Consider the following 16,524-nt stretch of genomic DNA (forward strand, 5'->3'; position numbering starts at 1 on the left):
CTACGAACGCAAAGCCGACCACTTCCTCGCCTTCACCAGCATCGCCTGCACCCTCATCTGCTGCCGCAGACTAACCAAATGAGATGACTTCTAAGTCGGCAGCCGCTCCGGGTACACCTTCAGGCACGACGGATCCTCGATCCCCAACTGCCCCGCGACGAACTCGGCCACTCCCGACGGAACTTCGGCCGGCGCCGACAAGGAGGTACCCAGCATCCGTACGGTGCCCCACTGCACCGCGAAGCCCAGCCGGTTGTGAGACCGCCGCTTGGCCGCCGCCTGCTCCAACGCCTCCGCGTCCAGCCGGAAGAACTCCTCCAGCTCCTGCGCCGACGGCTCCCCAGCAAAGCGTCCGTACCGGGCTATCTGGTCTTCTGAAAGATACTCAACCGTCACAAGCCGTGACGCTAGGCAACAAGCGTCACAGCCGTCCCGGCCGTGATCGAACCGAGACCCCTCGAACCAAGATCATTTCCTAGCGTTCAATGACGAATTGGGTGCACGCGGCGAGTTGGACTGGTCCCGCTGTGAGATCGACTCGGTGAACATGCGGGCCCTGAAAGGGGGCTCACACCGGACCTTCGCCGGTCGACCGCGCCCGTCCGGGAAGCAAGCACCACCTGATCACCGACCGGAACGGAACACACCCCTTGCCGTGTCCCTGACCGGCGGAAACCGTCATGACGTCACGCAGTTGATGCCGCTGCTGGACGCGATACGGCACATCCGCGGGACCCGTGGCCGCCCCGTCACCGGCCCAGGCGCCTGTTCGCCGACCGGGGCTACGACTACGACAAGTACCGCCGCCTCCTCCGGGCCCGCGGCATCACACCGAAGATCGCCCGCAGAGGCACCGCCCACGGCTCCGGCCTGGGAAAGACCCGTTGGGTCGTCGAGCGGACCTTGTGCACCGCCTGGCTCCATCAGTTCAAACGGCTGCGGACCCGCTACGAGATACGCGCCGACCTCCACCTCGGCCTGCTCCAACTCGCCTGCAGCACCATCTGCTTGCGACGGCTCCGAACGTCATTCTGAAATGATCTGTTAGGGCGTGCAGATCTTTAACTCGTCTTTTTGACCTTGGTTTGGGTGGGTTCGGAAGTGAGGAACGCCGCGACGTCGGCTGGTGTACGCAGGCGGGCGGTTGAGGCATGGATGTGGCAACCGTGCGCTTCCAGGAGTGGGCGGACCTCCTGTTTGGCGCGGCTGATGGTCATCGCGGTGACGCCGAAGAGCTGGCCGAGGAGTTCCATGGTGGCGAGTTTGCGCAGGTGGAGCACGGTGGCCAGGATCCGGTCAGCTGGGGTGAGCTTGGCTTTGGCACCTGTACCGGGGGCGACGAGGCGCTCGTGACCGTGGCGTGTGCGGAGCACTCGCTCGCGTTGAACCTCCAGTGCGGGAGTCAGCGCGTCGATGAGCTCGCTGAAGTGTTGGCGGGTCATCCCGGTCAGTTCAGGGTCCTGCAGTGAATGCGGCGTGAGGCGGTGCGGACTGTTCGCCGGCGTCTGGTCTGACGTGCTGTTGGCCGCCGTCGCGTCCTGCCCGGTCGATCGCGGCTGTCAGGATCTCCTGTGCGGCGTCGGGCGGCGTCAGTCCCTCGCTGGGGCGGGCGGGCACCCAGCCGGTGGCGGCGAGCTGGTCGTCGACAATCTTGGTGACCTGAGCGGTCTCGTCGATGGTGAGGAAGTTCTCGATCGTCTGCACGGCCAGGGTCTCGGAGGTGTTGATCACTTCTCGGCTCCTCTCGCAGTGGCGCCGCCCGACCATTGGAGGGCCGCCGAACACGGAGGCCAAGGGCGGTAGAAAGGGCGCATGGGCGCACAGTCTCCGCCGTGGTACACCGCGCGGCGCAGCGAACGCACACATGCCCGCGTGTGAGCCCCTCGCGCTTCGGCCCGGACCACCCACGGCACTTCATCGCCGGACTCTGGGCTATCGACCTCTGTCGAGACGGAAACGCCAGAGGTACCGCCCGGACGGCGCGTCGACGCCAAGTTCCACCGCAGCCGCCGCGCCCGCCAAACAGCGTCGCCAGCCCTACTGCACGACAGCATCTCTGTCCAGGTCGACCTCCCCCGACATCTCTCGGAGGTCTTCCCCGTGGGGTGCCTGCGGCCGGCGGTCCGCGCCCATGCGACGAGCCCGCTTTCGCGAGCCGACCGGAGCCGAATGCGGGCGGCAGATTCCGGGAACCGTGCGCAGTGGGCAGAGCGCAGGGGCGGGCCCGATCAGTTGGCCGACGTGTTCCGTGTCATCTCGACTGCCTCGGTGACGGCGCGTTGTCTGAGATCGCCCAACAGCTGCATCGTGACTGCGGCCAGGACGTCGTCCCCGCCAACAGTCCGCCCGTCCCCGCGACGGGTGGACAGGGCGAGGAGGGGGTCCTTGAGCAGCGGGCCCGGGGCTGGCTCGCCTGGCACCACCAGACTGACCGTCCCGAACCGCTTGACCCCGCCCTCGCGGACGACCTTGGCTGCGTCCCGGGCCAGGGCCGTCAGGAACACGCTCGCGATTCCGTCCAGGTCGCGGACCATCGCCGGGACCGCCCTCACCCCCCGGCTCCCCAGCAGCCTTCTCACCCCGGCCTCGAACCGGTGGGCGCCAGCCACACCACTCGGTGTACGCGCCCCGCGGCGCTCACGAAGAGACACGAGCGCACCATCGGCGTTGCGCACCTCGCCCATCAGGCCGTGGAAGGTCGGGCTGTGGTGGTACCACGCCGATCCCACCTCCACCTCGACGTTCCGGTCGATCGCCGAGATGAGGTCCTTGGGAATCAGCCTCTTCCTGACCTCCTCGGCCGCCGCGCTTCTCGCGCCCTCGATGATCTCCGTCAGCACGGTCCGCGTCACCGACGCGGCGGCCCACGCGGCCGACCGGGAGACGTGCAACGAGGTCACGTCCCTGAACACCGCTTTGACGAGCTGAGGCTTGAACGGCAGGTCGGTCACGACGGAAGCGGTCTGCGGACCGCTGCGCTCGGTGCGTAGGGGTTGTGTGGTCATCGAAGAATGTGCTTTCTGCTGTCGGAGGTGTCAGTGGCCCATGCCGCACCGGGCTGCGAGGCCACAGAGCTCTGCGGAGGGCGCCGAGTCGACACAGGGCCTGCCGGGCGGGGCCGCCGGCACACAGAGGTGCAGGCTGCCCCGCCCGGCTTCTCGGCGTTCCGGCGACCGGGCGTGCGGCAGGGGGTGCCACCCGGGCGACGCGCTGTGGTGCGACGCCGTGCCAGTCAGGCGATCTGGTACCTGCCGACTTCCAGGAAGTGGCGCAGTGCTTCGGGTGTGTTGTCGTCCAGGGCGGCGTTGGCTGCCGCGCGCAGGGCCGGGCTGATGGACGAATCAGCGAGGATGCGGGCAATGGCGACGCGGTCGTCCTCGGCCTGGGCGATGCGGTAGCCGGTCTCCAGCCAGGCGCGCATCGCCTCGGGGTCGTTGACGTCCAGGAGGGCGTTGGCTTCTCGTGTCACACGCCGGCCGCTGTCCAGGTCGGCGAGGATCCGGACTATGGCCACCCTCAGGTCGTCGACGTCCGGCTCGTCCGCGGACGAGGACACCGCGGGCACCGTCACCGCGGTCGGTGCCGCCGTGGCGGCGAAGGACGGGGTGGTGAGCAGGAGGGCCGGGGCAAGGATGCCCGCGGCGATGCCGGGCGCTACGCGATGCAGTCGCAAGGGGAATGCTCCTCTTCGTTTGCGACGGAGGTGAGTTGAGGATGCCTCAGGGCGTTCACTTCGGTGATGCTGCCACCTGGGTCTGACAGTGGCAGTCGCCCCGCTGCGGTCGCAGGGCACCGTCGCCGCGGACGTGGCCGGTGTTTCATGGCGACGCGCCTTCGAGGGTGTGCCGATCACGGTGCAGTGCCGGCTGTTCGCGGGGCGTGGAGGCAGACGTGACGGTCAGTCGGGTGGGGAGATTCGGCCGCTCCGGCGGACCGGTCCGTACAGCGGCTGCTACGGGGGGGGATCTATCCGGTGCGAAGGCGGACGCGGGACGCAGCGCGGAGCTCTTCGGAGAAGTCGGGGACGCGTGCGGGCAGTTGTGGTCGGTGTACCCGCTGGCGTCGGTCGCCGAGATCCACGGCGACTACGATCGGGCGGCCCGGCTGCGACACGGCGGGCTGGACACCGCCGAGGTGTTCGGCATCTCCACCCAGGCCGCGGACCTGCTGTCCGGGCTCGGGCGGACGGCGCTGCTCACCGGCGACGCCGGCAGGGCGCGGGAGTACCACGAGCGGTCCCGCCGCCTCGCCGCCGAACTCGGCTTCCGCGCCGGTGAGATCAACGCGGAGCCGGGGCTCGGTCTCGGCGCGCCGCGAGGAGCTCCTCGACGAGGCCGGGGCCCGGATGCGTACGGTGCTCGAATGGCACCGCCAGGTCGGTCTCGACGGGGCGAACGCGCTGATCCTGGCCGGGCTGCGCTTCATCGCGGAGCCGCGCGGCGACGCGCGGGGTGCGCCGGCCCACCATGAGGAGGGCTACCGGATTCATTCGCAGTGCATCGGGCTTCAGCCCGGTGGTGAAGCGAATCTGATGGTCGCGACGCGGAACGTCGCGGTGTCCTTCCGGCGGAGCCGGACGGCGCTGCGAGGGCAGTGAGGGTTCGTACGAATGTTCCGTCGTGACGGTGTGCGTTCGACCTGTCTAGTGTGATCGGCATGCAGCTCAGGTACGTCTTCCGGTTGTACCCGGACCCCGGCCAGCAGAGGGCGTTGGCGCGGGCGTTCGGGTGCGCCCGTGTCGTGTTCAACGACGCGGTGCGGGCCCGTGAGGACGCCCGCAAGGCCCAGCAGCCGTTCCCGACGGCCGCCGAGCTGTCCACCCGTCTGATCACCCAGGCGAAGCAGACCACCGCGCGCTCCTGGCTGGGTGAGGTTTCCGCGGTCGTCCTGCAGCAGTCCCTGCGCGACGCCGAGAACGCGTACCGCAACTTCTTCGCCTCCCTCAAAGGCACCCGCAAAGGCCCCAGGATCGGCCCGCCCCGCTTCAAGTCCCGCAAGGACACCCGTCAGTCGGTCCGGTTCACCGCCAACGCCCGCTGGAAGATCACCGACAACGGCCGGCTGAACCTGCCGAGGATCGGGGCGGTGAAGGTGAAGTGGTCCCGCACCCTGCCCACCACCCCCACTTCGGTCACCGTCGTCAAGGACGCGGCCGGCCGGTTCTTCGCCTCCTTCGTCATCGACACCGACCCCGCCGCCGACACGGCCCGGATGCCCGACACCGACCAGACCATCGGTATCGACCTCGGCCTGACACACTTCGCAATCCTGTCCGACGGCACGAAAATCGACTCCCCGCGGTTTCTGCGTCGCGCGGAGAAGAAACTGAAGAAGACCCAGCGGGAACTCTCCCGCAAACAGAAAGGCTCCAAGAACCGCGAAAAAGCCCGGCTCAGGGTTGCCCGCGCCCACGCCCAGGTCGCCGACGCCCGCCACGAGTTCCACCACCAGCTCTCCACCAAGCTGAGGTTCCCCCTGCCGGCCGGACAGCTTGATACTGGGACGGATGGTCCCGGAGGAAGCAGTCACAGGTAGTGAGCAGCAAGAGCAACATGAGTAAGCGGTACACGGCCGAGTTCAAGCGGGACGCGGTCGCCTTGGCGTTGTCCTCGGAGAAGACGGTCACGGAGGTCGCGCGCGATCTGGGCGTGAGTCCGGAAGGGCTGCGCGGGTGGGTGAAGCAGGCGAAGGTCGACCGCGGTGAGGGGCCCGCCGGGGCTTTGACCACTGCGGAGCGTGAGGAGTTGGTCCGGCTGCGGCGGAAGGTTCGCGAGCAGGAGGCCACGATCGAGGTTCTGGGAAAAGTACCCATGACTGCGCTGCGCGCCGCCACCGTGGCGGGATGAGAATCCGAAGCGGGCAACGGCTCCCGGCCGGTGGGTAGTTCGCTTCCTCACGCGGGTTGAGTGCTCCGCCGCGCCGCCCCGACGCTGGTGGGGTGCCGTCCGGGCAGACGTCGGTTGCGCTTGGTATCCACGAGTCCGGGGAAAAGTATGACGCTGGGGCTTGAGGGATTGTTGACTGCTGCTGCGAGCGCGAATCTCAGACTCTTTGGATCAGTAGGCCCCTTCCGGACGGCACGCCTTGACGCGCCGTCACGGAGGAGGGGCATCAATGCAGGTGTTGTACGAGCGGTGCGCCGGACTGGACGTGCACCGGGACACGGTGGTGGCGACGGTGCGGTCGCCGGGGAAGCGGCGTGGTTCGCGGTCGACGCAGACCCGGACGTTTAGGACCACGATGCGGGCGCTGGCGGAGCTGAGTGACTGGCTGGCCTGCGAAAGCGTCGAGCTGGTCGGCATGGAGGCGACCGGGGTGTACTGGAAGCCGGTGTTCACGTCGCTGGAAGACCGGTTCACCTGCTGGCTGGTGAACGCCGCGCATCTGCGGAACGTGCCGGGGCGCAAGACCGATGTGGCGGACTCGGTGTGGATCGCCCAGCTCGAAGCACTCGGCTACGACGTCACCATCGAACCGGCCTCAGCACCACCGGCCTGATCCACCGAAGCCGGACCCGTCTGCCATCCCGCTGGAATCCGCGCTGCCCACGAACTCTCGGATTCACATCTCAGCGACCGCCTTCTTCGCTCAGGACAAGATGAGGTAGACACTGTGGCGCGGTGTCGTTTCATCGATGCGGAGAAGGCATCGGAGGGTAATCCTGCAGGTCACAGCGTTGCGTTTCTGTGCCGTGTGCTGGGAGTGCCCCGTTCCACCTACTACGCGCACAGGGCGTCACGGCCGGCCCGGACGGTGCGGGAGCGGGCCGAGGAGGTGCTGGTGGGCGAGATCCGGGTGCTTCACGCCGGATCTCGGGGTGCCTACGGGGCCCCGCGGATCCATGCCGCCCTGCGGCGGGCCGGGCGGGTGGTGAACTCCAAGAAGATCGAGCGGCTGATGCGCAAGCACCGGATCGTCGGGATCACCCGCCGCCGGCGGCGGGGCCTGACCCGGCAGGCGAAACGGGCGGTGTTCGCGCTCGACCTGATCGGCCGGGACTTCACCGCGCCCCGGCCCGGGATGCGGCTCGTCGGCGACATGACTGAACTCCACACGCTGGAAGGGAAGTTGTATCTGGCGACCTGTATCGATCTCGCGACGCGGGAGGTGGTCGGCTGGGCGATGGCCGACCATCACCGCGCCGAGCTGCCGGTCGCCGCCTTGCGGATGGCGGCCGGGCGTGGCGGCCTGGAGCAGGGTTGCGTCATGCATACGGATCGCGGCAGCGAGTACACGAGTGACGAATTCCGCGGTGAAATACGCAAGTTGCGCATGAGGCAGTCGATGGGGCGCGTCGGCTCTTGTTACGATAATGCCGCCGCGGAAAGCTGGTTCGCCATCCTGAAAGCGGAGATCGGGACGACCATGTGGGAGACCCGCGAGGCCGCCCGGGCCGATGTTTTCCGCTACGTCGAGGTCGAGTACAACCGCAGCCGGCTCCGTCGGCACCCCGACTACGGGTACGTCACCCCGCTCGAAACGAGATCCTTGCTCAGGCAGAACCTCGTCCCGGCAGCGTAAACACCCGCTGTCCAGTTCGCGGGGGGAACTTCAAGCTGATCTCCGAGAACCAAGGGATCGCCGTGGAGGACCTGGCGGTGGCGGGGCTGGCGCGCACCAGACTGGCCAAGTCCGTGCACGACGCCGGATGGTCGTCGTTCGTCAACATGCTCCAGTACAAGGCCAAGCGGTACGGGCGGACCCTGGTCAAGATCGGCCGGTTCGAGCCGACCAGCCAGACCTGCTCCACCTGCGGCGTCAAAGACGGACCCAAGCCCCTCAACATCCGGGAGTGGACGTGCGCCGCCTGCGGCACCGTCCACGACCGGGATGTCAATGCCGCAAAAAATGTGAAGACGGCCGCCGGACTGGCGGTATCGGCCTGCGGAGCCCCGGTAAGACCGGGAGCAGTCCCGGCACAGCGCGAAGAAACTTCCCAATGCCGTTGTCAAGCCGCTGCAGTGACTGGTGGTGTGGCTTGGTAGCACGCTCCGTCGCGGATCATGGCCCACAGGACGTTGGCCCGGCGGCGGGCGAGTGCCAGCAGCGCCTGTTTGTGCCCCTTGCCCTCGGCCCGCTTGCGCTCATAGAACTGTTTCGAGGCGGGACAGTTCCGCAGGCTGGCGAAGGCCGAGAGGTAGAAGGCCCGGAGCAGGCCGCGGTGGTAGCGGCGTGGGCGGTGGAGGTTGCCGCCGCTGACGCGTCCGGAGTCGCGGGGGACGGGTGCGAGGCCGGCGTAGCCGGCCAGGCGGTCGGCGGTGCCGAAGGTGTCCATGTCGCCGCCGGTCGCAGCGAGGAACTCCGCGCTCAGCATGGTGCCCATGCCAGGCAGGCTCTGAATCACCTCGGCGTGCGGGTGCTCGCGAAACCGGGCCTCGATCAGGGTTTCGAGCTCGGCGATCTCCTCATCGAGGGCCATCACCCCTTTCGCCAGGCGGGCCACCATGGTGGCCGCGAGTTTCTCGCCGGGCAGTGCGGTGAACTGGGCCTCAGCGGCCTCCACAACGGTCCGGGCCAGGGCCGCGCTGTTGCGGACCTTGCGGTTTTTCAACCATGTCGCGATCCGGGAGGCGCCGGCGCGCCGGATCGCGGCCGGGGCCTGGTAGCCGGTCAGCAACAGGACCGGCCCCTTCTTCGTCAGGTCCAACGAGCGTTCCAACGCAGGAAAGATTGACAAGAGTTGGGCGCGCAGGCGGTTGATCTGCCGAGTCCGGTCGCAGACCAGATCAGTGCGGCGGGTGACCAGGGTGCGCAGGTCGACCGATATCTCGTCGCCGGGCCGCAGGACACCGAGGTCGGTGCGCATGCGGGCCTGGTCGGCGATGACGAAGGCGTCCTTCGCGTCGGTCTTCGCCTGGCCCCGGTAGCCGGCCGATGCACGGTGGATGGCCAGGCCGGTGATGTAGGTGATGTGCTGGTCGTGACTGACCAGCAGACCAAGCAGGAGCGCGGCCCCGCCGTGGCTGATGTCCACCGCCCACAGCACATCCCGCGACAGCTCCAGTACGTCAGCGATGAGCTGGAGCAACTCAGCCTCGTCGTTCAGGATCCGACGCGACAGCAGCCGCTTGCCCTGCGCGTCGATCACCACGAAGTGGTGATGTTCCTTGCCGATGTCCACTCCGGCCCAGATCTCGGGCACAGCCACCTCCGTCAGCTCGTCGTTACACCAACCCAGCAGACGACCTCGCCGACGTTGTCCTACAAAGCGATCGCGTCGCGTCTCCCAATTAGCGGTCGAGTCGTCGCGGGGTTCCGGGCGGCCAAGTTCTCTGAGCCATCCAGCGGCGACTCCATGACAGCCATACCCGGAACCCCTGGGCCCCGCTGATCTTACGAATGACCAGCTCAGACCCACATCAAGAAAGGTAGGACTCCATGATCCACCGGTGCCGTGTTCACCTGCTTCCGGGGCACGCCAGCATGATCAACCAGCCCAGGTCGGGGCGACCCGGGCAAACGCCGGGGCCCTGCGACACCCCTGGGCGGGTCAACCATACGAAGGGCTCACCGCGTCCCGCAGAACAACGTAGGGAAGCGTGACGCTTCCGCGAACGCTCCCTGCCGGACATCGTGATGCAGCAGACTCACCCCTGGTGGCCTTCGTCGTGGTCATGTGCATTCCTTGGTCGGAACACAGGATCAGACGAAGGCCGCCCTCACGTCCGGCGAACTCCCAGGTGAGCGACCCAGTTCGAGACACCGTTCGAGGTCGGAAGATAAAGATCAAGCTGAGGTGAGCCCCGGCCGTGTGGAACCGGGTGCTCGGGGCGGCACGTCTCCCCGTACATGCTGATCGTCCTGGGGATATTCTTCGCCGTCGCGCCCGCCGTCGTCTGGATGATGATCGCCCGCACCCGCCCCGTCGGCTTCGCGATCGGCGGCATGCTGGTCGCCGGAGCGAGTCTGCTCATCGGCGTCCAGCAGGGCTGGATCGACGCCCCCAGGCCCGATGCCCATCTCCTGTTCACGGTTTTCGCGTCCCTGCTCGTCGCCTGTGGCGTGAGACTGGAAGGACGGCACGAGAACCCCCCTTCCCCAAAATGGATCTCCCTCCGCAACGGAGCGACCGGCTTCCTGGGAATGCAGTTCGCCCTCACCCTCGTGGTCGGCCTCCTGTACGCGCTGATGCTCAGCGAGGGCTCGGACGCCCCGCCGTCCAAGGCCCTCCCCTCCTTGCCGCCAGGCATCACCATGGTCAACGAGGGCACCAGCTGCGGGTCCGGTGGCTGCTGGCGCGCCGCGACGGTCACCAGCCAGGACGGCCTGTCCCGTCCGGAGATCATCCGCGAACTGGGCCTCCAGCAAGGGAGCTGCCACTCCAGCGGCTGGCTGCTCGACTGGCGTGACGTGTGCGTCGGAGTCACCAAGAACACCGGCGAGAACGTCACCATCAACGCTAGCTGGAGATACTGAGCGGTCGTTTCCTGATCGGCCTCATTGACCCTGAACGCGGCTCTGTGACAAGCCGCGTGCCTAACTGGTGACAATCAAGCTGCTTCGACCGGTCTCATACATCACCTCAATCAGCTCTACCGGTGACAACTGTCGTGCTTCGGCTCACGGCCATGAGCCGAAGCACGACAGGTGTCACACAGGCAGCGTGTTGTCACAAGGACTGTTGGCCCCTGTCGGCGGTCAGGAGGTGAGTGCCGTGTGCAGGGTGGTGGCCATCAGATCGATGGCTCCCTTCCCGGCCGGTACCGGTCCGGTGTGGGTGAAGTAGTGGTCGACACCCTCGAAGCAACGGTGGGTGACCGGAACGCCGGCAGCCTCCAATGCCTTGGCGTAGGCATCGCCCTCGTCGCGCAGGCGGTCGTTCTCCGCGGTGATGACCAGCGCGGGGGGCAGTCCGGCGAGGTCGTCGGCCAGTCCGGGCGACACCAGCGGATGGGCGAGGTCGCCGGGATCAGGGACGTAGGCGGCGGTGAAGACCCGCATGAGCTGAGGGGTAAGCAGGGGCTTGGCGATGGGTGACTGCTTGGTGGCCGGGTCGGCGAGCTGGTCGAGCGGTGCTGAGTCGATGATCTGGAGGCGAGGCGTGAAGGTGGCGCGGTCCCGAGCTGTGCGGCAGACCGCAGCGGTCAGGTTGGCCCCGGCGCTGTGTCCGCCCACGGCGAGTCGCGAGCCGTCCCAGTTGTTGGCGGTGCCGTTCTCGGCCACCCAGGCGGTGACGTCGTACGCCTGAGTGACGGCTACAGGGTACGGCCGCTGCGGGGCGACGGCGTAGTCCACGTTGATCACCACACAGCCGGCAGTGGCCGCTATGTAGCGGCAGATGTGGTCGTCCTGCTGGGGGCGGGCGACCACGAACCCGCCGCCGTGGAAGTTGACGTACACGGGGACAGGGGCTGCGGCGGAGGCCGACGGGCGGTAGATGGTGCAGGTCACCGGTCCGGCGCCGGTCTCCACCCGGATGGATTCCGTGCGCTTCGGGATGTCGGTGAAGCGCAGATCCTTGTGCACGCGGCTCATCACTCGGCCGAGCAACAGCTGAACCCCTCTGGCCTTGATTCTGAGCCTGAATGACATGATTGGGGTCCCATCGCTACAAACTTAAAGTATCAGGATTCCTGATAATGGAGGCTCGTCACTGATCACGCAAGGGGCGACCACGAGCCGATTGCCGAAGGATGGATAGACGCTCCAGGCGTAGCCCCGCCTGTTCGTCCAGGCCCCATGTGGCTCCAAGCCGACCTGGCTGCGTCCGTCGGAGGCAGCCGGGGCCGCAACAGCGGCCTGAGCCCGGTTGGTCCGCTCTCCTGGGTGCGCAGCAGAACTGTGCCGACCATGGCGGCCACCGCGCCGGCGCGCAGCGCGGCCGTCACGTCGGCGGAAGTGGCGATTCCGCCCGCGGCGATGACAGGCAGCTGGACTTGCTGATGGCGCTGCCCCATGGCCTGCCCGTCCCGCTCGCGGCCCTCACTGATCACCAACGCGCCTATGTCCGTGGGGCCCCCGCCGGGATCTGCACCGTCACCGGCGGCCAGGTCGTCCGGCACGTCACGCGTCCGTGCCGGGTGCGGCTGGCCACGGTACGGGCCGCGAGCGCCTCCCAACTGGCCTGGGACGCGGCAGAGAAGTTCACGACGTTCTGCCCGCGCCAGGTGATCATCACCAGGGCTCCCAGCGTGAACTACCCGGAGACACTGCTGGAGTTCGGCTACTACGGCATCGGCGTCACCCTCCAGCACCCCGACGGGCACCTGGAGACACTGGTGGAACCGCGGCCGTGGCGCACGAAGCGACACTCACCCGCCGCCTGGTGGTTCGCGGAAACCGCCTACGGCCAGTTCCTCTCCCAGCAGTCATCCCCTCACGCCCCCACGCTGTCGCCAGCGGCCTGATCCAGTAGGAGGGATCTGTCCCATGCCCCCATCCACGGCCTCCCGGCGCGCGTACCGTGGCGGTACGACCCGCCGGGAGGACCAGCCGATGAGCGCGCAGCCCGACCACGCACCCCTCCCGCCGTACGCCCCCGCCCCGGGAGCTCCGGCCGAACTCCTCGCCCAGCTGCGCGCCGACCGGCGCGCCCCGCAGTGGGTGCCGGCCTTCGAACAGCAGTGGGCGACCGCCCTCGAGGAATCCCGCCGCACCTTCTCCCTCGCCGCCCTGTATGAGGTCGTCCAGGAGTGGCAGGGCCTTATCGCCTCCGCCCCGGCGGTCGACGCGTTCGTCGCCTCCGGCTACGACGACAGCGACTTCATCGACATGGCGGAGCTCCGCGGCAGGCGCCGGTGACCGGACAGCCCTACGCGGTCCGCTTCTCCGCCCCGGCCGCCAAGGTTCTCGACACCCTGCCCGGGCACGCGGAAGACACCGTGTGGGACGTCCTGGACGCAGCCGCGGCCGACCCGTGGGGGTTCCGGCTTCAACGCCGACGACCCCGAAGGCGAGGACGTCCGCCACGCCTCCGTCGGCCAGCTCTCCGTCACCTATTGGGTGAACCGGCCGCTGCGCCACCTGTCGGTCCTCACCATCACCTGGCTCGGATAGCCCACCCGGTGACAACGCCCCGCCCCCCTGGCACTTGAACTGCCAGGGGGGCGGGGCGTTTTGCATCGTAGCCACGGCCGTATCCACCGGTTGCCACCCGGGCGGCAACCGGTAGTCACCAGCGGCCGCGGGCCCGTTCGGCACCGAGCTGGACCTCTCGCCGGCACTCGGGACAGTCCGGCAGGTCCTCCACCCGGCGCGGCCTGTCGCCCTTCGCCCAGCTGAACCCGCACAGCGCCTTGTGCGTGACGCCCCGGAAGCGTTCGTCCTTGGTGGCGTGCGAGCCGTAGCCCGGCACCATCCAGGTGAAGGTCGCCTCCCCGTCGTACGGGGCACCGTTCGGCCAGTCGTAGACCAGCTCGGTGGTGGTGCAGCGCATCCGCAGATCGGGCCCCGTCCAGCGCTTGCCGTACCGGATCTGCGAGCTGGCATCGACCGCGTCCGCGAGGCGCTCGAAGGACAGGTCGTAGTCCCTCATGTGATCCCACGATCCCGGCTTCTGGTCGCGCATCAGCGAGCGGAACATCAGCAGCAGCCGCGCCAGATCATGGTGGTGGACACGCACGGTCCGCGTGTCGTGGTCGTAGCCGTGCGTCGGGTCGTGGGCGGGCTTCTTCGGCATCGGTCCTCGTTCGCGTTGCTACGGCGGTCAGCGCCCCACCACAGGGCCTACAGCGCGGCCGGTGACCTGACGACGTCGTGGTCGCTTCCCGATGCTCAACGACACGGGCACGCCCGAGCCACGCTGACCGCCGCCATTCGGGTGCCGGCCGAACTGTCGGGACTTCGAGTCTCAGGCCTGTGGCGGCGTCGCTCCGGGCCTGTGACAGACCCGCGCGCCCACGGTGTCACGCTGTGAGGTCTATAAGGCTCACAGGGCGTTTCCCCAGGTAGACGCGGTGACCTGTGAGGCTGTGAGACGGAGCTCGCGGCCACGCTTCCGCTGTCCTCTGCCCGGTGTTCTTGACCGTTTGCCAGGTGAGTTCGACCGGGGTCGGCATGCCTTGCCTCGTGCCCCGCTGGGCTGCGCTCTTTAAGTGCCAGAAGGCGACGTCGCGTGGTGATCAACAGTGACTGAGGTGACCTTTTGCGATCTTGCGTTGTTAGCAGGCCGAGCAGGAGCCGACGCCGTTGAACGGAATGACAAGATGGAGGATCTCATGATGATCAGCCGCACCACCTGGCGGTTTGCTGCACGGGCCGCAGCCGCCGGCGCTCTGGCCGTCGGAATGCTGACCGTAGGTGTCGCCAGCGCCCAGGCCGCCCAGGCCGCCCAGGCCGAGCCTGACCCGATTACGACTGGGTGCCAGGTTCAGGGGGGCACGACCGTGCCTGACCTCCGCCCGAACCCGGCCAACCCGACGAAGACGGACGTTGAGAGGGCCATCGTGGCCTGGCTCAACGAGGTGTGCACCGTCGACCCCTTCCTTGAAGCACCCCGACGGTAAGTTCACCGCTCTCGAAACCGGGATCGCTTAACAGGCCAGGAGATCGGCCGGGGAGACTTCGAAGAACAGTGAGCGCGGGCCCGCCAAGCAGACGCCGACCTGTAGGCCCCCCGGCCGGTCGAACTCGCCTGGCAAACGGTCAAGAACACCTGCCAGAGGACATCCGCGCACACCTGGCCCGGCCCGTCGGCGCGGAGGACGATGGAGTCGTGGGCGAGCACGACGAGGACCAGGAGCACGGCGCCGAACGGGCGCGGCCGCCGCTGACCGCGGCCCGCGCCCGGGAGATGACGGCCGGGCTGCGCGACGCGATGGACGACGTCCGGCGTACGGTCGCGGTGCTCGCCGCCCGGGTCCGCGACGCGCACGCCGCCCGCGTCTGGGTACCGCTCGGCTACAGCAGCTGGGAGTCGTACTGCGACACGGAGTTCGGCATCAGCCGCGCCCAGGCGTACAGGCTGCTCGATGTCGCCCGCGCCCTGGCCGCGATCCACGACGCGGTCGCAGCCGGCCCCGGGACGTCTCGCACGCGAGACAGCAACCCGGGCGCCGCGGCCGCGCTCGACTACGGCCTCTCCCAACGCGCCTTGATCACCGTCTCCGGCCGTACGGACGTCGTCGCGGCGGTGATCACTCGCCGACTCGCCGCGCTCACCCACAGCGGCCTGACGGCCCTCGATGAGCCGACCGTGCGCGCCATGGTCCGCCAGGCCGTCCGCGACGTCCGCACCGCCCCGCCTCCGCCGCCCGCCGATCCGCCGACGGATCCCGCACTCGCCGAACTCCGCCGCGTCGTCGACGACCTCACCGCCAGCACGCACCGGATCGGGGAACTGATGCTCGAAGTCGCCCCGGCCTACCGTCCGACCCGGCCGCGGCTGACGTCCTCGCCCCGCTGTGCGACGCGATCGGCGAGCCCCTCACGAACGGCCTCGCCGCCCGCCGCTACGCCATATCCGGGGACCGCCGCGCCCTGCACGGCACCGTCCCCTGACCGCCGACGCTCACTCCTGCCCGGCTGCTGATGTGAGCCTCACACGCCGTTTTCCCTGGTGAACACGGTGCGCTGTGAGGCTGTCAAGTGTGAGGCGAAGGCCTGCGGCGGGGACCTGGTGTCCTCTGTCAGGCGACCTTGACTGTTTGTCAGGTGACTTTGACCGAGCAGAGCAGAGGAGGTACGGGTACAGCTCGACTTAAGTCGGGTAGCGAAGTCGCAGCATCGTGATCCGGCCGCCCGGCTATTCGCACAGCAAGCTCAGCAAGATGGCGCACAGTGCGGCGGGCCGGCCAGGACATCGAAGCCGTACCCAAAGGCAGCGAGCCCCGCAACGGCCATAGCCAGTGTGAGCGCGCTGCGCCATCGGCCCCGTAGAGCGACGAAAACAGCCAGGCTGGCGGCGATCCCTCCGAACACCAGGACCGGCAGGCCCAGCCAGAGCACGTCCGGGTTGGTCTCGCCCTCGAAACTGCCGGACAGGCCCCACCGGCCGTGCGGGAGCCAGACCGCGAAGCCCGCCAGCGCGCCGAGCACCGCTGTCATACATCCCGCAGCACCGGTGACGGCTTCGCGTCGGATCGTCTGTTCAGTTTCCATACCCGGTGAGACGCATCGCCGGGACTTGGGAGTTCCGCTGATCATGGGCATGACCCGAGCGGAAGACGCCGAGCCGTCAAGATCTTTTGGCAATCGGTCAAGATCGCCTGTCAGAGGTCACCTGGTGCTGCTCCTGGTGGTCGTCGTCGGATCGCGGCAGGGCGATGTAGTTGCTGCAGCGCAGCATTTACATGGGCCCGCGTAGCACAAGGCTGCTGCACGGGTCGGAGGCCGGCCCCGACCGGCGCCATGACGGGCAGCTGCTGCTCGCCGCCTTCCGGTCGGCGCATCCTGCTGTAGAGCCAGCAGCAGGACCCACGGAGCCGCGGCGGCTGCATAACATCGCAAATCTGCAATGTTCCGCAGGAGATCTATGCACGACTGCTGCACACAACGTCGTGGGTCAGAGCCTGCTGACCTACGGTGCCGTTCCGTGGAGAGTGTGGCCACAAAAATTTGGATCCAGGCGAGCAATCGGGATAAGAA

19 protein-coding genes and 3 pseudogenes are annotated in these 16,524 nt (G+C 68.1%); 12 read left to right on the forward strand and 10 right to left on the reverse strand.

Features of this window, described 5'->3' with window-relative positions:
- Positions 1–90 precede the first annotated feature (90 nt).
- Positions 91–396 carry a DUF4158 domain-containing protein gene (locus AB0D14_RS43585; protein ID WP_362790698.1) on the reverse strand — a complete coding sequence of 102 codons (306 nt, stop codon included), beginning with the start codon at positions 394–396 and terminating at the stop codon, positions 91–93.
- A gap of 94 nt (positions 397–490) precedes the next feature.
- Between AB0D14_RS43585 and AB0D14_RS43590 the strand changes: the two are divergent.
- Positions 491–1,035: pseudogene (locus AB0D14_RS43590) on the forward strand (IS5 family transposase); the annotation flags it as partial.
- Between the two features lie 26 nt (positions 1,036–1,061).
- Here AB0D14_RS43590 and AB0D14_RS43595 read toward each other — a convergent pair.
- The 4 genes from AB0D14_RS43595 to AB0D14_RS43610 all read right to left on the reverse strand — a co-directional run bounded on the left by AB0D14_RS43595 (position 1,062) and on the right by AB0D14_RS43610 (position 3,673).
- Positions 1,062–1,442 (reverse strand): transposase family protein, encoded by a 381-nt coding sequence (locus AB0D14_RS43595; RefSeq protein WP_362790701.1) that lies wholly within the window; start codon positions 1,440–1,442, stop codon positions 1,062–1,064.
- A 10-nt stretch (positions 1,443–1,452) separates the two neighbouring features.
- Positions 1,453–1,731 (reverse strand): hypothetical protein, encoded by a 279-nt coding sequence (locus AB0D14_RS43600; RefSeq protein ID WP_362790703.1) that lies wholly within the window; start codon positions 1,729–1,731, stop codon positions 1,453–1,455.
- A 497-nt stretch (positions 1,732–2,228) separates the two neighbouring features.
- On the reverse strand, positions 2,229–3,005 hold the full coding sequence (locus AB0D14_RS43605) for a hypothetical protein (protein ID WP_362790706.1): 777 nt from the start codon (positions 3,003–3,005) through the stop codon (positions 2,229–2,231).
- 227 nt (positions 3,006–3,232) lie between these two features.
- Entirely contained in the window at positions 3,233–3,673 is a 441-nt protein-coding gene (locus AB0D14_RS43610) for an ALF repeat-containing protein (protein WP_362790709.1), read from the reverse strand.
- Between the two features lie 600 nt (positions 3,674–4,273).
- Here AB0D14_RS43610 and AB0D14_RS43615 point away from each other — a divergent pair.
- From AB0D14_RS43615 to AB0D14_RS43640, 6 genes and pseudogenes are all read left to right on the forward strand, one after another.
- Positions 4,274–4,597 (forward strand): hypothetical protein, encoded by a 324-nt coding sequence (locus AB0D14_RS43615; RefSeq protein WP_362790712.1) that lies wholly within the window; start codon positions 4,274–4,276, stop codon positions 4,595–4,597.
- Positions 4,598–4,656: 59 nt separating this feature from the next.
- Positions 4,657–5,466, forward strand: a pseudogene (locus AB0D14_RS43620) (transposase); the annotation flags it as partial.
- A gap of 86 nt (positions 5,467–5,552) precedes the next feature.
- The gene (locus AB0D14_RS43625; RefSeq protein ID WP_362790715.1) at positions 5,553–5,846 is read left to right on the forward strand and encodes a transposase; all 294 of its coding nucleotides are present in this window, start codon (positions 5,553–5,555) and stop codon (positions 5,844–5,846) included.
- A gap of 268 nt (positions 5,847–6,114) precedes the next feature.
- Positions 6,115–6,498 (forward strand): transposase, encoded by a 384-nt coding sequence (locus AB0D14_RS43630; RefSeq protein ID WP_362790718.1) that lies wholly within the window; start codon positions 6,115–6,117, stop codon positions 6,496–6,498.
- A gap of 36 nt (positions 6,499–6,534) precedes the next feature.
- The gene (locus tag AB0D14_RS43635; protein ID WP_362790745.1) at positions 6,535–7,521 is read left to right on the forward strand and encodes an IS3 family transposase; all 987 of its coding nucleotides are present in this window, start codon (positions 6,535–6,537) and stop codon (positions 7,519–7,521) included.
- 32 nt (positions 7,522–7,553) lie between these two features.
- Positions 7,554–7,985 (forward strand): annotated as a pseudogene (locus AB0D14_RS43640) (RNA-guided endonuclease TnpB family protein); the annotation flags it as partial.
- Here AB0D14_RS43640 and AB0D14_RS43645 read toward each other — a convergent pair.
- Entirely contained in the window at positions 7,949–9,148 is a 1,200-nt protein-coding gene (locus AB0D14_RS43645; protein ID WP_362790720.1) for an IS110 family transposase, read from the reverse strand. The pseudogene AB0D14_RS43640 and the gene AB0D14_RS43645 overlap by 37 nt on opposite strands.
- A 641-nt stretch (positions 9,149–9,789) precedes the next feature.
- Here AB0D14_RS43645 and AB0D14_RS43650 point away from each other — a divergent pair.
- Positions 9,790–10,416, forward strand: coding sequence for a hypothetical protein (locus tag AB0D14_RS43650; RefSeq protein WP_362790723.1), 627 nt, complete (start codon positions 9,790–9,792; stop codon positions 10,414–10,416).
- 222 nt (positions 10,417–10,638) lie between these two features.
- Here AB0D14_RS43650 and AB0D14_RS43655 read toward each other — a convergent pair whose 3' ends face one another.
- Together AB0D14_RS43655 and AB0D14_RS43660 are read right to left on the reverse strand one after the other, a co-directional pair.
- A complete protein-coding gene (locus AB0D14_RS43655) occupies positions 10,639–11,532 on the reverse strand; it encodes an alpha/beta hydrolase (RefSeq protein WP_362790725.1) in 894 nt (297 codons plus the stop codon).
- A gap of 65 nt (positions 11,533–11,597) precedes the next feature.
- A complete protein-coding gene (locus tag AB0D14_RS43660) occupies positions 11,598–11,897 on the reverse strand; it encodes a nitronate monooxygenase (protein ID WP_362790727.1) in 300 nt (99 codons plus the stop codon).
- Between AB0D14_RS43660 and AB0D14_RS43665 the strand changes: the two genes are divergently transcribed.
- Together AB0D14_RS43665 and AB0D14_RS43670 are read left to right on the forward strand one after the other, a co-directional pair.
- On the forward strand, positions 11,883–12,347 hold the full coding sequence (locus tag AB0D14_RS43665; protein ID WP_362790730.1) for a hypothetical protein: 465 nt from the start codon (positions 11,883–11,885) through the stop codon (positions 12,345–12,347). The two genes, AB0D14_RS43660 and AB0D14_RS43665, sit on opposite strands and share 15 nt — an antisense overlap.
- A gap of 88 nt (positions 12,348–12,435) precedes the next feature.
- A complete protein-coding gene (locus AB0D14_RS43670; RefSeq protein ID WP_362790748.1) occupies positions 12,436–12,741 on the forward strand; it encodes a DUF6247 family protein in 306 nt (101 codons plus the stop codon).
- Between the two features lie 370 nt (positions 12,742–13,111).
- Here the strand turns inward: AB0D14_RS43670 and AB0D14_RS43675 are convergent, their stop codons facing one another.
- On the reverse strand, positions 13,112–13,618 hold the full coding sequence (locus AB0D14_RS43675; RefSeq protein ID WP_362790733.1) for a hypothetical protein: 507 nt from the start codon (positions 13,616–13,618) through the stop codon (positions 13,112–13,114).
- Between the two features lie 448 nt (positions 13,619–14,066).
- Here AB0D14_RS43675 and AB0D14_RS43680 point away from each other — a divergent pair, with 448 nt between their 5' ends.
- Together AB0D14_RS43680 and AB0D14_RS43685 are read left to right on the forward strand one after the other, a co-directional pair.
- A complete protein-coding gene (locus AB0D14_RS43680; RefSeq protein WP_362790736.1) occupies positions 14,067–14,444 on the forward strand; it encodes a hypothetical protein in 378 nt (125 codons plus the stop codon).
- A 209-nt stretch (positions 14,445–14,653) separates the two neighbouring features.
- Positions 14,654–15,469, forward strand: a complete 816-nt coding sequence (locus AB0D14_RS43685; protein WP_362790739.1) for a hypothetical protein — start codon at positions 14,654–14,656, stop codon at positions 15,467–15,469.
- 230 nt (positions 15,470–15,699) lie between these two features.
- Here AB0D14_RS43685 and AB0D14_RS43690 read toward each other — a convergent pair whose 3' ends face one another.
- The gene (locus AB0D14_RS43690) at positions 15,700–16,038 is read right to left on the reverse strand and encodes a hypothetical protein (RefSeq protein ID WP_362790742.1); all 339 of its coding nucleotides are present in this window, start codon (positions 16,036–16,038) and stop codon (positions 15,700–15,702) included.
- Positions 16,039–16,524: the final 486 nt, after the last annotated feature.

Source organism: Streptomyces sp. NPDC048484 (assembly GCF_040651415.1).
GTDB lineage: Bacteria > Actinomycetota > Actinomycetes > Streptomycetales > Streptomycetaceae > Streptomyces.

Bases quoted from the DNA above. Each gene is read 5' to 3' on its own strand.
- AB0D14_RS43595 (WP_362790701.1), bottom strand. From the start codon at position 1,442: ATGACCCGCCAACACTTCAGCGAGCTCATCGACGCGCTGACTCCCGCA.
- AB0D14_RS43605 (WP_362790706.1), bottom strand. From the start codon at position 3,005: ATGACCACACAACCCCTACGCACCGAGCGCAGCGGTCCGCAGACCGCT.
- AB0D14_RS43625 (WP_362790715.1), top strand. From the start codon at position 5,553: ATGAGTAAGCGGTACACGGCCGAGTTCAAGCGGGACGCGGTCGCCTTG.
- AB0D14_RS43630 (WP_362790718.1), top strand. From the start codon at position 6,115: ATGCAGGTGTTGTACGAGCGGTGCGCCGGACTGGACGTGCACCGGGAC.
- AB0D14_RS43650 (WP_362790723.1), top strand. From the start codon at position 9,790: ATGCTGATCGTCCTGGGGATATTCTTCGCCGTCGCGCCCGCCGTCGTC.
- AB0D14_RS43655 (WP_362790725.1), bottom strand. From the start codon at position 11,532: ATGTCATTCAGGCTCAGAATCAAGGCCAGAGGGGTTCAGCTGTTGCTC.
- AB0D14_RS43665 (WP_362790730.1), top strand. From the start codon at position 11,883: ATGGCGCTGCCCCATGGCCTGCCCGTCCCGCTCGCGGCCCTCACTGAT.
- AB0D14_RS43660 (WP_362790727.1), bottom strand. From the start codon at position 11,897: ATGGGGCAGCGCCATCAGCAAGTCCAGCTGCCTGTCATCGCCGCGGGC.
- AB0D14_RS43670 (WP_362790748.1), top strand. From the start codon at position 12,436: ATGAGCGCGCAGCCCGACCACGCACCCCTCCCGCCGTACGCCCCCGCC.
- AB0D14_RS43675 (WP_362790733.1), bottom strand. From the start codon at position 13,618: ATGCCGAAGAAGCCCGCCCACGACCCGACGCACGGCTACGACCACGAC.
- AB0D14_RS43690 (WP_362790742.1), bottom strand. From the start codon at position 16,038: ATGGAAACTGAACAGACGATCCGACGCGAAGCCGTCACCGGTGCTGCG.